Origin of the sequence: Acetobacter pomorum (assembly GCF_002738225.1) — a bacterium.
Taxonomy (GTDB): domain Bacteria; phylum Pseudomonadota; class Alphaproteobacteria; order Acetobacterales; family Acetobacteraceae; genus Acetobacter; species Acetobacter pomorum.
The window spans coordinates 62,676-75,942 of record NZ_PEBQ01000063.1 but is presented as its reverse complement, the minus strand read 5'-3'; the positions used below and the strand labels follow the sequence as shown (position 1 = coordinate 75,942).

Sequence of the window (13,267 nt, the reverse complement as noted above, 5' to 3'; positions counted from 1 at the left end):
GACGTATAGGAAGTCCTGAACAACCAGAAAATGATCCAAAATTACTCCATCTGTGAGATTTCCGCGTCGAACCATATCCGGGCCGGGGGGGTTCGATCGACAAACAGCACATCTTTCTGGGCACTCGAAAGAGGCGTGTTCTTGAGCGCCTCCATCCGGCTTTCGGGAATGTCCTCCTCCTTCCAGCTGGCCCAGAACTTCTTGGGTGTGCCACAGGTGCCGTAGCGCCCGTCATGCCCGTTGATGGACAGCAGAAGCTGGCTGTAGGCAAAGAGCTGGGGGATTTCATCCTTGTTCTGGTTGCGAATGCTCTGGGAAATCCCGGCCTCCACGGTCGGGCCTTTGCCCGGCTGACCATCGGGGCGCTTGGCCTCGATTACCGCCAGCGGAATGCCGTTGACGAAGCAGACAATGTCTGGCCTGCGGGTCTGTGTCAGATCCGTGCGCAGGACGCTGAATTCCTCGGTAAAGGTAAAGCTATTGTTCTCCGGGTTCTGCCAGTCGATGAGGGCGATGGTCGGGTTGGCCTTGTGCCCGTTGATGAACTCGGTAATGGCAATGCCGAACAACAGATGCGTGGTCATCTTGTCATTGGCATCGCGCAGGCCGGAGACAAAATCCGGATGCGTGACGTGGGAGACCAGTGTGTTGATGGCCTGATCGGACAGGCTGTGCTCTTGTCCTTCAAACGTGAACCGCCGCTTTTTCAGCTCCGCCCGCAAAAGTGTGTCGAGCACCACGGCATCCTGTTTACCGCCCCGCAGGGCCAGCGCCTCGGATGGTGGCAGAAACCGCCAGCCGAGGGTGCTGAGAAGGGCCAGTGCCGGAAGTTTGGCGCTGTATTCTTCCTGAAATTTGGGAGCGGGAGCCATGTTTTCAAATATCCTGTTTCTGAAATACCTTAATCGACCTTCACGCGGCGCTTGCCTGTGAGAAGCTGCTGCATCAGGGCTTTCTTCTCCTGACGCAGGCGCGAAAGATCGGATTCAATCGCCGTGATTTCTTCGTCTGCTGTGCTTAGGACAGCGGCGATGGCTTCCTGTTCGGGAAGTGGGGGAGTTAAAACAGAAAAGTCCTTTAATGTTCCGAGTTTGATATATGGCATTGCCCCATGTTGTTTTTCCTTTGAAATATCTAAAGGTAAGAAGAACTCTATGAAATGTAGAAGGAAAAATACTGATATATTCGTGAAATCACTCAATATATAAGTTCTCTGATAAGCCTCGAATTTTCCGTTGTAATAATGTGTTTTTCCGACTTCTCCATTTCCTGCGATGAGTATGGCTTCGCACTCATAAGAGTAATTATTGCTAAACGTATGCTGTTTTGCACAGGTGAAAAAAGGATATTTCCCATTTTCACATCCTTCGTTTACATCTTTTTTGCCTGTTTTTATCTGGCAGATATTAGACAACGTCTTTTTCTTCCACTCCCCCGAGAACCCCGGCAGGCGTTTTTTGCCTGTGAGGAGGTGCTGCATGAGGGCTTTTTTCTGCTGCTGGCTGTTGGCCAGAAGCTTCTCCGTCCCCTCAATCGCACGATCCCACGTCGAGAGGATCGCCGCGATCTTCTTCTGTTCGGGGAGAGGGGGGAGTGGAATCTCAACCTGCTGATAAGCGCCTACATTCAGATGTTTTTGAGCCATTCCTCCTTGAAGGTTGGCGACCTGTGATTTTCCGTATTCTGAGTTGGTAAAAAGACACAGATAAGTAGGAATAATTTTTTGTATGTCAGGGCGAGCAATTACGATATCGATTGCATTGCAGCCGGCATATTCTGGAGATACCACACAGGCAGTGCCAGGATAACCTGTACGAACAACCAGAACATCCCCAGATTTCAATTCACTTTTCTTATTTTCATTATGGCCTTTGCGAGAAAAATAAACCCAGTCTGAGTTATTGATCTGACCTTCTTTCACATTAGCAGAACGAAAAGCTTTAACACCTTCTCTAGCAGAAACGTAATATTGTGATGGTTTAATCACAACACCTACGGAAACGGAGCGGCATACTTCGGCAACAGATCGTTTTTTCCACCCCTCAGGAAGCATAACCCAACTCCTTCAGATAAGCGTCCATCTGCGCTTCCAGCTTGGCCAGTTCCGCCTTGATCTCCGCCCGTTCCTTGCGCACGGCGTTCAGGTCAATCTCCTCTTCTTCCTCAAACGTATCGACATAACGCGGAATGTTCAGGTTGTAGTCGTTCTCTTTAATCTCGTCCGGCGTGGCGAGATGGGCGTATTTGTCCACGTCCTTGCGGGCACGGTAGGTGTCCACAATCTTCGTGATGTTTTCTTCGGTCAGCACATTCTGGTTCTTGCCCGCCTTGAACTCGCGGCTGGCGTCAATGAACAGCACGTCCTTCGTCTTGCGGTCCTTGCGGAAGATCAGGATGGCGGCCGGAATCCCCGTGCCAAAAAACAGCTTTTCCGGCAGGCCGATCACCGCATCCAGCAGGTTTTCCTCAACCAGCTTCTGGCGGATTTTCCCTTCAGAACTGCCGCGGAACAGCACCCCATGCGGCACCACCACGCCCATGCGGCCTGTGCGATCCTTCAGTGTGGCAATCATGTGCAGGATAAAGGCGTAGTCGCCCTTGGTCTTGGGCGGCACACCACGGGCAAAGCGGTGATGCACGTCTTCCGCTGCGTCTTCATGCCCCCATTTATCGAGACTGAAGGGCGGGTTGGCGGTCACCACGTCAAAGCGCATCAGATGGTTCTTGTCATCCAGCAGTTTGGGGCTGCGGATGGTGTCTCCCCATTCAATCCGATGGTTGTCCTCGCCATGCAGGAACATGTTCATCTTGGCAAAGGACCAAGTCGAGCCAATGGCTTCCTGCCCATAAAGAGCGTAATCACGGCTGCCCTTATGGTTCTGCGTCACCTGCTTGCCGCATTTCATGAGCAGGGAGGCCGAGCCACAGGCCGGGTCACAGATGCTCTCACCCGGTTGCGGGTCCAGCAGACGGGCCAGCAGTTCACTGACTTCCGGCGGGGTGTAAAATTCGCCCGCCTTCTGCCCCCCACTGGCAGCAAAGTTCTTGATCAGGAATTCATAGCCATTGCCGATCACGTCCAGATTGCCCACGCGCGAGGGACGCAGGTTCAGGTCCGGTTTGGCAAAATCTTCGAGCAGATGTCGCAGAATGGTGTTCTTCTGCTTTTCATCTCCCAGCTTGTCGGAGTTGAAGCTGATGTCCTGAAAGACGCTCTTGCCTGCGTCCTTCAGCTTGGTGCCATTGGCTTCTTCAATGGCGTGCAGCGCCTTGTCAATCCGCTCGCCATTGCCGGGGGCATTGCGTTCTTTATAGAGGGTGTAGAAATCAGCACCTTTCGGCAGAACAAAGCGTTCCTGCGCCATCATGGCTGCAATCAGTTCGGGATTGTCGCCATATTCCTTTTTGTAAGTGTCATAATGATCCTGCCATACATCGGAGATGTATTTCAGGAACAGCATGGTCAGCACATAATCCCGGTAGGTATCGGGGCTGACGGTGCCACGAAAGGTATCGCAGGCACTCCAGAGCGCCTTGTTGATGGTGTCTTGAGAAATCTGTTCGGTCACGAAGTCAAATCCTGTTTCAATATCTGCAAGAAATATCAGTCAGCCAGAAGGTCTCTGGCAAGACCGGTCATGATCTGCTGGTTGGTCTGGCGCAGGCGTTGGAGAAGCTCTTCCTCGCGCTGCATGGTGTTGGCCAGACCCACAATCTGTTCCTGTCGGGGCAGGGGAGGCAGCACAACGGGCGTGGCTTCCAGCACCGGCCGGGCAATGTTGCGCACAAGGGTGGAACTCTGGGCGTTCTGTTCCAGATGCCGCTGCGACGGTTCCTGATTGAGCCACCAGGCCAGATAGGCTGGCAGCACGTCAGATCGCGTCACGCGCAGCACAAAGAAGTGCGGTGCCGCGACGGCCTGAAGGCTGCCAATACGCTCATCGATCAGAACGGCCTGTGACACATTGCCACGGGCAGGGAAGAGAATATCCCCCGGACGCAACCAGTCGGGCTCACGACGACCGGTCACTTCCGTCCGCACGCAGGATGTCCAGTTCACGCCAGAAGGTGAGGTGTCCCGCATCTGTACGACAACCGTTTCAGCCCCTTCGGTCGGGTCAATCCGTCCTCTGAACGGATGGCCTGCTGCGATTGTAGCAACACTCGCTAGATCTGTTTTTTGTGCACCATTGTGTTTCATGCAATCTTGATACCTACCCACAAGGCTGGCGTCAACAGAATTCTTCCATCGCCTTTGGTGCAAATAAAATTCCCTGTAACTTTTCTCTTCATGGGGTGATGACACCGTCATGACGGTGTCACTTGGGTGTACCTGTAGAGGTGAGCTTAGGTCTTTTGCTATTATGCTCGTCTTGTGTAATCGCGTTTTGTCGAGCCTGCTTTGAACAGTCGTGAAGGCTGTCGCCGGAGCCGCACGTAGTATGTATCTGTGTATTTGAAGTAGTCGGGTCCTTATTTAAAAAATTGTGATAAATTGGTAAAAGTGGCCCCTAATTTCTTTTGGATATATGAGCATGTCCAGCATGTATGATCCAACAAACGAAATGTTGCCAGAGTATATTTTGTATTAAAGGTGGTCAATGCTATGATTTACCAAGCCGCCTCAATGGGTTTCTATAATCGTTCGAGACATAAAAATTACCGAGAACGATCATCCAAAACAGAGCTTTTATTTTAACTGTAAGAATTTATTGTTTCTTCAGAATAATGTGCATGTGTTATGAATCGGATCTTGTGAGACGATACCGTATCGTATAATTAAAACGATGATTTGATACAGAGGGCATTATGACGGAGACGATTAGAGAATTTAAAAACACAAGTCGTTCCGAGAATCAGCTATCTGAAGGTCTGGACACTTTCATTTTAAAAACAGCTAGTCGTTTGTTTGGCGCGCAAGGTTATGCAGCCACATGCGTTGAACAGATTGCTGCAGTGGCACTGCATGGCGAACAGAGCATTTATTGTCGATATTTATCCAAAGAAAATGTGTTCAAAATCATTATTCCCGAACTGGGAAAGAGCTTTTTTATGGCAGCGGCGCCACCTGCTTTTGACAGCGCAAGGACCAAAGACTGATGACCCGGCATATTTTGTCATATGGAACTTGCTTTTATGTATTTTTGCTTACTTCCCTTGCCGCATGTCACAAAAAAGCACCAGCGCCTGAGATCAGACCTATCCGTTCTGTTGTGGTGGAGCCAAGCAATGATGGAAGCGAGGAATTTCTGACAGGACAGGTTGCGCCGCATCGTGTTGTCAATCTTTCATTTCGGTTACCCGGCAAAATCGTGGACCGGAAAGTGACGGTGGGCGATAGCGTACACGCCGGTCAGCTGCTGGCGCATCTGGATGATACGGAAGCCCGCCAGACATTACGTGCCGCTACGGCCGATGCACAGGCTGCCAAAGCGGCTTTGGCACAGGCAACACCGTTGCAGAAACGTGCAACAGCACTTTTGCCCGATCATGCCATTTCGCGGAATGATTATGATGAGGCCATTCTGCGTTACCGCACATCCCGCGAAGCTGTGCAATCTACGGAAGCGCGTGAACGTATTGCGCGGGAGGAACTGGACCATACCAGCCTGATCGCAAATGCAGATGGTGTGATTACGGAGCGTTTGGCAGAAGTGGGGGAAGTTGTTGCCGCTGGTCAGCCAATTTTGCGCATGGCTGAGGCAGCGGGCCGTGATGCGCAATTTGATATATCGGGGGATATCCTGCGTTCTGGGTTAACAACCGGAACAATGATGGATGTGTGCCTGGATGCAAACCGGCATGTCTGTGCACAAGGCACACTTTACGAATTGGCACCAGATGCTGATCCGTTAACTCGTACCTATCATGCAAAAGTGTTCCTTCAAGCTCCGCCTACAGGCATGACATTGGGTGCCGTTGTGATCGGGCGTCTGGCTGATGCGTCCGGTTCAAACATCCATCTTCCACCTTCGGCTCTTACTGCACAAAATGGCAAAACGGCGGTATGGATTGTGAACCCGGAGACAATGACCGTGACCTTACGCCCGGTTGATGTTTCTCATTATGCGGCCAATGATGTCACGGTTGCTTCTGGTCTACAGGCGGGAGAGCGCGTGGTAACGGCAGGCGTGCAGGCTCTTTACCCCAACCAGAAGATTGCCCTGCTGGATGAAGCCGATGTCCGCCCCTGAAGTGCCTACACCAGAAGAAACCGGCCCGGATGAAAAAAAAGGTCACATTCTGAATCTCTCGGATTGGTCTATCCGTCATCGGGCGCTTGTTGCGTTCTTTATGATCCTGATTGCGGTTGCGGGTGTGCGGTCATATCTCAATCTGGGTCGGAATGAAGATCCGCCATTTACAGTCAAGACCATGGTTGTACAGGCCATGCTGCCCGGGGCCACGGTTGAGGAAACAACACATCAGCTGACGGACCGGATAGAAAAGAAATTACAGGAAACACCTTATTTCGATTACGTAAAAAGCTACACTACAGCCGGAAAAACCACCATTTTGGTCAACCTTCTGGGCAGCACGCCCAAAGCGCAGGTTTCCGATATCTGGTATCAGGTCCGCAAGAAGGTTGGTGACATCAAGCCCTTCCTGCCGTCCACAACAGTTGGACCGTTCTTTGATGATGAGTTTGGGGATACCTATGGCATTATTTACGCTTTTACAGCGGATGGTTTTTCTCACCGGGAACTGAAAGACTATGTCGAGACCGTCCGTGATGAGCTGTTGCATGTTCCGGACGTTGCCAAGATTGAAACGCTTGGTGCGCAGGATGAAAAGATTTACGTTGATATCTCAGGTCGCCATCTCGCCCGGCTCGGTATTAACGGCGCGATGATTGTAGCCGCGCTTCAGGCGCAAAATGCCCTTGTGCCTTCTGGTGTGATTGATACAGGCAAAGAGCAAATTCTTGTTCAACCAACGGGTAAGTTTAATTCCGTTGCAGATGTTGCCAATGTTACGCTGTACACCGGCAACCATAAAGTGCGGTTGGGGGATATTGCCACCATCACACGGGGATATGCCGATCCACCACAAACGCTGTTCCGGGTGAATGGGCAGGATGCTGTAGGTCTGGCTCTTTCCATGAGCAAGGGCGGCAATGTTCTGGCGCTTGAAAAAAACGTTACGGCCAAAATGGCTGAACTGCACGCCCGTATGCCCATTGGTATTGAGGCGCATCTTGTGGCCAATCAGCCCAAGGTGGTCAAGGATGCGGTGGGAGACTTTACAGAGGCTTTGTTCGAGGCCATTGCCATTGTGCTGGGGATCAGCTTCCTCAGTCTGGGCGGGCGGGCCGGAACAGTTGTTGCTTTCTGTATTCCATTTGTGCTGGCCGTTGTGTTTACCAGCATGGAAATACTGGGGATTGACCTACAGCGTGTCTCTCTCGGTGCTCTGATTATCGCACTTGGCCTACTGGTTGATGATGCCATGATCACGGTTGAAAGCATGGTCAGCAAGTTGGAGGAAGGCTGGAGCCTACCGCGGGCTGCCACGTATGCGTATACTTCCACAGCTTTTCCCATGCTAACTGGCACACTTGTAACGGTAGCGGGTTTTGTGCCGGTCGGGTTCGCGCATAGTGTTGCGGGGGAATATACATTTTCCCTGTTTGCTGTTGTCGGGTTGGCGCTGATTGTCTCATGGTTTGTGGCTGTTCTGGTTGCCCCCTTGATTGGTGTTACTATCTTACGTGCCCAGCCTGAAAAAGCCGGACAGGTGCATGAGGAGCCCAAAAAGGGGCGGATCATGGCCACATTCGAGCGCTTTCTGCTTTTGACGATGCATCATCCGCGCAAAACTGTTTTGTTAAGCGTTGGTGCGCTTGTTGTTGCCATAGGGCTTACCCCTCTGATTACGAAACAGTTTTTCCCGGCATCAGATCGGCCGGAACTTCTGGTTAATCTTTCGCTGCGGCAGGGGGCGTCCATCAAGGCGACGAGTGATGTTTCGCGCAAGCTGGATGCCATGCTGCGGAATGATCCAGATATCGACCACTGGAGTTCCTATGTGGGGCGTGGGGCCATTCGGTTCTATCTCTCACTTGATGAACAGTTGCCGAATGATTTCTTCACCCAGACTGTTATTGTTGCCAAAAGTGCCAAGGCCCGCGAGCATTTGCGTCAGAGGCTGGATACACAGCTCAGCCGGGAAATGCCGGATATTGTGCATGGGCTGTTTCCGTTGGAGCTTGGGCCGCCAGTAGGGTGGCCGGTACAGTATCGTGTATCTGGGCGAGACCCGGACAAGGTGCGCCATTATGCGCAGGATGTTGCGCGGATGATGGACGCAAGCGGCAACCTGCATCTGATCAACTTTGACTGGGGCGATCCTGCTCGCAAATTGCGCATTGATGTGCGGCAGGAAGAGGCGCGTCGGCTTGGCCTTTCCAGCGCGGCTATTGCCTTGGCCATCAATTCCACTGTTACAGGCATTACCGCCACACAGGTGCGCGATAGCATCTATCTGGTTGATGTGGTTGTACGTGCCAAGGCGGATGAGCGTCTTTCCATTGAAAGCCTGCGCAATCTGGACATTCGTTTGCCCAATGATTTGACTGTCCCGCTTTCTTCAGTCGCCAATGTGTCCTATGTGGAAGATTATCCACTGATATGGCGGCGAGACCGCTTGCCCACCATGAGTATTCAGGCACAACTGCGTCCAGGTGTGCAGGCTGATAGTGCAGTATCTGCACTGGCGGGCAAGATTGCCGATTTCAATGCGCATTTGCCATCTGGTTATCATGTAGCCGTTGGCGGCACGGTGGAAGAAGCGGCAAAAGCCCAGAACTCGGTCCTTGCCGTTATGCCGGTGATGGCGCTGATCATGATGGCTGTGTTGATGATCCAGCTCCAGAGTTTCAAACGTTTGGCTCTTGTCTTGAGTGTTGCGCCATTTGGCCTGATTGGTGTGGTAATTGCGCTTCTTGTTACGGGTAATCCCATAGGTTTTATTGCCTTACTGGGGCTTGTGGCTTTGGTAGGTATGATTATTCGTAATTCGGTTATTCTCGTGCACCAGATTGAAATTGAACAGCAGGCAGGCAAATCGGAATGGGATGCTGTTGTGGCTGCTGCGATGATCCGTTTCCGGCCCATTATGCTTACGGCAGTTGCAGCCATTCTGGGGATGCTGCCCATTGCATCCAGCGTTTTCTGGGGGCCAATGGCAGATGTAATTATGGGTGGGCTGGCTGTTGCCACAGCGCTGACGCTGATTTTTCTGCCATCGCTTTATGTTCTGTGGTTTCGCGTTAAGGAACCTACATCTGCGGCGGAGAAAACATCATGAAAAAAGTTGTTTTTCTCCTTCCATTTCTGTTGAGCGGATGCGCCTGGCTTGCACCGCATTATAAACGCCCGGAAGTGGCCTTGCCAAAAACATGTGATGGTGTTGGCGCTGTGGCACGGGATGATCGTGAATGGTGGCAGCGCTATGGTGATCCGGTGCTGGATCAGCTGGAAAGCGAAGCCCAGCAGCGCAGCGATGATATTGCGTTGGCAAAAACCAGCCTTTCACAGGCGCAGGCTCAATATAGCTACGCCTTTGCAAACCAGCTGCCTTCCATTTCGGTTGCGGGCAGTGATGCGTACGGAAAGTTTGCTGATGGCAAAGTTCGTGCCATGGGGCAGAGTTTTCAGTTCCCCAACAAAACAAGTAATTTTGGCTTTGTTGGCGGAATGCTGAATTATGAGCTCGACTTATGGGGCAAAAACGCCAGCCTTAGTCAGGCAGCCAAAGCCGGTGTCAAAGGGGCTGCTTACGCGCAGGATGCGGCGCGTCTGTCTGTGGCAGCGGGGGTGGCAAAGCTTTATTTCAGCCTACGCGCCTTGGATCGCAATGTTGCCATTTTGAAGGATAGTATCCGCACACAGGATGACATTCTGGCTCTTGTTCAGCATCAGTATGATGTGGGGGCGGTTGATGCTCTTTTGCTTCAGGACGCAACCGAACGGCGAGATACTGTTCACGCCGCTTTGCCAGATATGGAAGATCAGCGTAACAATGCGGAAAGCGCATTATCTGTTCTCGTCGGGCGGTCTCCACAGGATCTTATTCAGACAGGCATTGCAAGAGGGCAGGAGATTGATAACCTGAAGGTGCCAGACCCAACACTTTCTGTATTGCCATCTGAACTTCTGGAACGCCGCCCGGATATTGCCATGCATGAACAGATGTTGATTGCGAGCAATTTTAACATCGGTTACGCACGCGCGGCCTATTTTCCAAGCATTTCACTCGCATCACTTGCGGGGGTGAATAATATTGATATCGATAATCTGTACAGGGCAACCAGCCGCTCATGGACATTGGGTGCTGCCATGGCAGCACCTGTGCTTGATTTTGGGCGCACGCAAAGCGGGGTAAAGCTGGCAAAGGCCAACAAGAACCAGCAAGTTATCTTATATCAGCAATCTATCCGCACAGCGTTTAAGGAGGTGCGAGATGCGCTGTTGGCGCAGAATACGGCATCTGAGCGTGATGCTGACAATATTGCGCGTGATGAGGCTGCACAGCAGAAGCTACATTTAACAACATTGCGTCTCAATCAGGGGTATGCCAGCCAGATTGATGTTCTGGCCGCACAATCTACCGTGCAGCTGACTGAACTTTCCCGCGTAAAGGCACGGCTGCAACGCCTTGATGCATCTGTTGATCTTTACAAGGCAACAGGGGGCGGATTTACAGCATCAGCAGTAGAGGGGAAAAATAGATAATTCCTGTTCAGGAAAACCCACTTCCGGCATGTTGCCGAAAGTGGGGAGAGAATGTCAGCCAATAAGGCTGCGGAGCTTGGCTTCAGCCTCAGGAGAGAGTGAGGTCTGAATGATGTGTGGATGTCCCCCCATATAGCGCAGGTCTTCAATAACCTTTTCCGGTTGAGCTTTGCGCACAAGAATGAAAAGAGCAGATGTGCCATTTTTAAGTGTGGCCCCAACCTGCTTGATGAAATCATCGCTGATTCCGTAATCACTCAACTTGCCATCCAGAGCACCGGCTCCAGCTCCGGCCACGCTTCCGGCCACAAACCCTGCCAGCGGGTTAAGGAAGATCAGGCCCAATAGGGTGCCCCAGAATGCCCCCATGGCCAAGCCGCTGGAAAAACCAAGGGCTGTCAGGTTAACAGACTGATCAAGGTGCACTTTGCCATCTGCAGTGCGGCGCACAACAACGGCATCTTCCAGATCCAGAAGATATTCTTTCTGAAGCTTGAAGCACTCAAACCGCGCAAGACTTGCGCCATCTTCCGTATCAAAGCCAACAACAATAAGATCTGCCATGGAAATACTCCGTAGTTTTCAGGAAAAGTTACTGTGCCTTGTGATGCCGAAAATGCACAAAGGCTGATACCGCCAATGCAGCAGCCATTGTCAGGCAAAATTTGAGATGAGACGCGTGTCTCTTGTGTTCATGAGTTTCCAATTGATCCTGAAGCGTTTTGATCTGGTTTTTCAGGTTTCTCTCTATGCGATCAGCATGCCCTGAAAAAAGAGTTTCAATATGTTCTTTCAGGGAGTCTGAAACAGTTTGGACGTTTTTTTCGTTTAAAAGTTCGCGTGTCATATGAATCTCCATGTAGGGGCGGAGTCATGCATGAAGCTCCGCGTATTCAAGCGCTACAATTTTTTATCCATATTGTAAACGATACCGTATGGTATTATTGAAAAAACAGAACGATATCGCTTCAAGAAAGAAATGCTTTCATGACACCTTGTTTCCACAGGTTTTCACATATGCGTTGGTTGGTATCTGCCATATTTGTAAGTGCGATACCGAGTTTAGTTTATGCACAACCTAAGTGCACGAATGCAGATGGAAGTCTTGATCTGATTTTTCATGAAACAGGTATTGTTGTTGGCTATGGTGCCGGACATGGTATTTTTACAGATGGTGCCCGTCAGTTTCCGGTGGAAATAAAAGGCGGAGGGCTTCTGACATTTGGCCATGCAACACTCAAAGCCACGGCTTGCGTAACAAACTTGGGCAGGCTGCATGATCTGGCTGGAACATATTGGACCATTGGCGGAGCGGCCAGCATTACCAATGGAATTTTTACAGCGGACATGGAAAATGCGCGTGGGGTTGATATGCACGTGCAAGGACAGGTGCAGGGGCCGCTCATTGCAGGCCAGATTGCACGTTTTTCTTTGCGGTTTACATCTGACAACCGGCCTGAGCTTTAAAGGGATTGGGGAGGGATCCGTTTTATTCTTTTCCAGCTGCAAACGCTGATAGCGGTTGGCATAGCGCATCATGTTTATTTTGATCTGACTGATGAAAAACAATCGGTTGTGGAACGAGAAGAAACAGCCAGAGTTTTGCTCAGGTCTTGTCTCCAGACAGTCTGCATCGTATCAGGCATATAATTCAAAACATGGTAGCTCAATGTAAGGAGCGGGAAGGGAAAACAATTGTCAGGAAAGAATGTTGTCCGTGGGGCTGGTGGTCGTCCTTCGCCAGATGCAGGTGAAGAACTGGATCGCAAGATTATGGATATTGCCACACAGGCTTTTCTGGCAGATGGCTACGCTGCGACTTCTGTGGATATGATTGCCAAGAAAGTTGGCTGCAGCAAGCCAACCATTTATCGCAGATACCCTTCAAAGGAAGAATTGTTTAAAGCTGTTGTGCATAATCGCTGCCGGCGGTTATTTGAGGTTGCCCAAGATGCGGAACTCTCATCTCAGGAACCCATGGCAGCTTTGAAGGAACTTTTTGCGCAGTTTCTTGATTTCTGTCTGGAGAGAGAAACTCTTGATGCGTATCGTATTCTTGTCACGGATGCGCGACGTGTACCAGCAGTTGCGGATAGCCTTTCTACAGAAATCATGCAGCCGTTTTTCGAGCGCATAAAAATGCTGCTTACGCGTACGCTCAGATGGCCGGATACAAAGCAAAATCGTGAGCGTATTCAGGTCTTGTCGCGTTATATTCCGGGGTTTGTACTTCAGTGGCCGATGCATCAGGCATTGATCAGACAGAATTCAGTCTGTGATCCTAAAGAAAGACGCCGTAATTTTCTGATCTGCTGGGAAATGATTGAAAAGATGATTCAACAGGCAGATGCCCCGAATACAAAAAAGGATTAGCATTTTTCTGTATTCATGTTGTGGTGTGAGATGATTTGCTCAAACCATATTGAAGATTGCAAAAATCAGAAACGTTAACTTGCTGCACGCCGGAGTGCGCAGGTCTGAAAGTTTGCTTTCCTGACGGGTGCCTTACTCCGCCACTCGTTAAGGCGCTG

Annotated in this window: 10 protein-coding genes and 1 pseudogene; 6 read left to right on the top strand and 5 right to left on the bottom strand. The window is 50.8% G+C overall.

The features are described 5' to 3' along the window. Window positions 1–65 precede the first annotated feature (65 nt). From CSR02_RS04490 to CSR02_RS04475, 4 genes and pseudogenes are all read right to left on the bottom strand, one after another. Window positions 66–872: pseudogene (locus CSR02_RS04490) on the bottom strand (type I restriction endonuclease); the annotation flags it as partial. 29 nt (window positions 873–901) lie between these two features. Further along, on the bottom strand, window positions 902–2,053 hold the full coding sequence (locus CSR02_RS04485; RefSeq protein ID WP_099540716.1) for a restriction endonuclease subunit S: 1,152 nt from the start codon (window positions 2,051–2,053) through the stop codon (window positions 902–904). Continuing rightward, window positions 2,043–3,569, bottom strand: a complete 1,527-nt coding sequence (locus CSR02_RS04480) for a type I restriction-modification system subunit M (protein WP_099540715.1) — start codon at window positions 3,567–3,569, stop codon at window positions 2,043–2,045. Before CSR02_RS04480 ends, CSR02_RS04485 begins: the two co-directional genes overlap by 11 nt. A 35-nt stretch (window positions 3,570–3,604) precedes the next feature. Next, entirely contained in the window at window positions 3,605–4,201 is a 597-nt protein-coding gene (locus tag CSR02_RS04475) for a restriction endonuclease subunit S domain-containing protein (protein ID WP_099540714.1), read from the bottom strand. A 608-nt stretch (window positions 4,202–4,809) separates the two neighbouring features. Between CSR02_RS04475 and CSR02_RS04470 the strand changes: the two genes are divergently transcribed. The 4 genes from CSR02_RS04470 to CSR02_RS04455 are packed head-to-tail and all read left to right on the top strand — an operon-like array spanning window position 4,810 to window position 10,736. Beyond that, window positions 4,810–5,100: a TetR family transcriptional regulator gene (locus tag CSR02_RS04470; RefSeq protein WP_099540713.1), complete on the top strand. Its 291-nt coding sequence runs from the start codon at window positions 4,810–4,812 to the stop codon at window positions 5,098–5,100. Beyond that, window positions 5,100–6,194 carry an efflux RND transporter periplasmic adaptor subunit gene (locus tag CSR02_RS04465; protein ID WP_099540712.1) on the top strand — a complete coding sequence of 365 codons (1,095 nt, stop codon included), beginning with the start codon at window positions 5,100–5,102 and terminating at the stop codon, window positions 6,192–6,194. The genes CSR02_RS04470 and CSR02_RS04465 overlap by 1 nt, the downstream gene beginning before the upstream one ends. Continuing rightward, window positions 6,172–9,309 carry an efflux RND transporter permease subunit gene (locus CSR02_RS04460; protein ID WP_373319841.1) on the top strand — a complete coding sequence of 1,046 codons (3,138 nt, stop codon included), beginning with the start codon at window positions 6,172–6,174 and terminating at the stop codon, window positions 9,307–9,309. The genes CSR02_RS04465 and CSR02_RS04460 overlap by 23 nt, the downstream gene beginning before the upstream one ends. Next, window positions 9,306–10,736, top strand: coding sequence for an efflux transporter outer membrane subunit (locus CSR02_RS04455; protein WP_099540710.1), 1,431 nt, complete (start codon window positions 9,306–9,308; stop codon window positions 10,734–10,736). Before CSR02_RS04460 ends, CSR02_RS04455 begins: the two co-directional genes overlap by 4 nt. Before the next feature lie 54 nt (window positions 10,737–10,790). Here CSR02_RS04455 and CSR02_RS04450 read toward each other — a convergent pair whose 3' ends face one another. Beyond that, a complete protein-coding gene (locus CSR02_RS04450) occupies window positions 10,791–11,300 on the bottom strand; it encodes a DUF1269 domain-containing protein (RefSeq protein WP_042787413.1) in 510 nt (169 codons plus the stop codon). A gap of 453 nt (window positions 11,301–11,753) precedes the next feature. Between CSR02_RS04450 and CSR02_RS04440 the strand changes: the two genes are divergently transcribed. Continuing rightward, on the top strand, window positions 11,754–12,203 hold the full coding sequence (locus tag CSR02_RS04440) for a hypothetical protein (RefSeq protein ID WP_052013524.1): 450 nt from the start codon (window positions 11,754–11,756) through the stop codon (window positions 12,201–12,203). Window positions 12,204–12,431: 228 nt separating this feature from the next. After that, a complete protein-coding gene (locus CSR02_RS04435) occupies window positions 12,432–13,109 on the top strand; it encodes a TetR/AcrR family transcriptional regulator (RefSeq protein WP_052013523.1) in 678 nt (225 codons plus the stop codon). Window positions 13,110–13,267 lie beyond the last annotated feature (158 nt).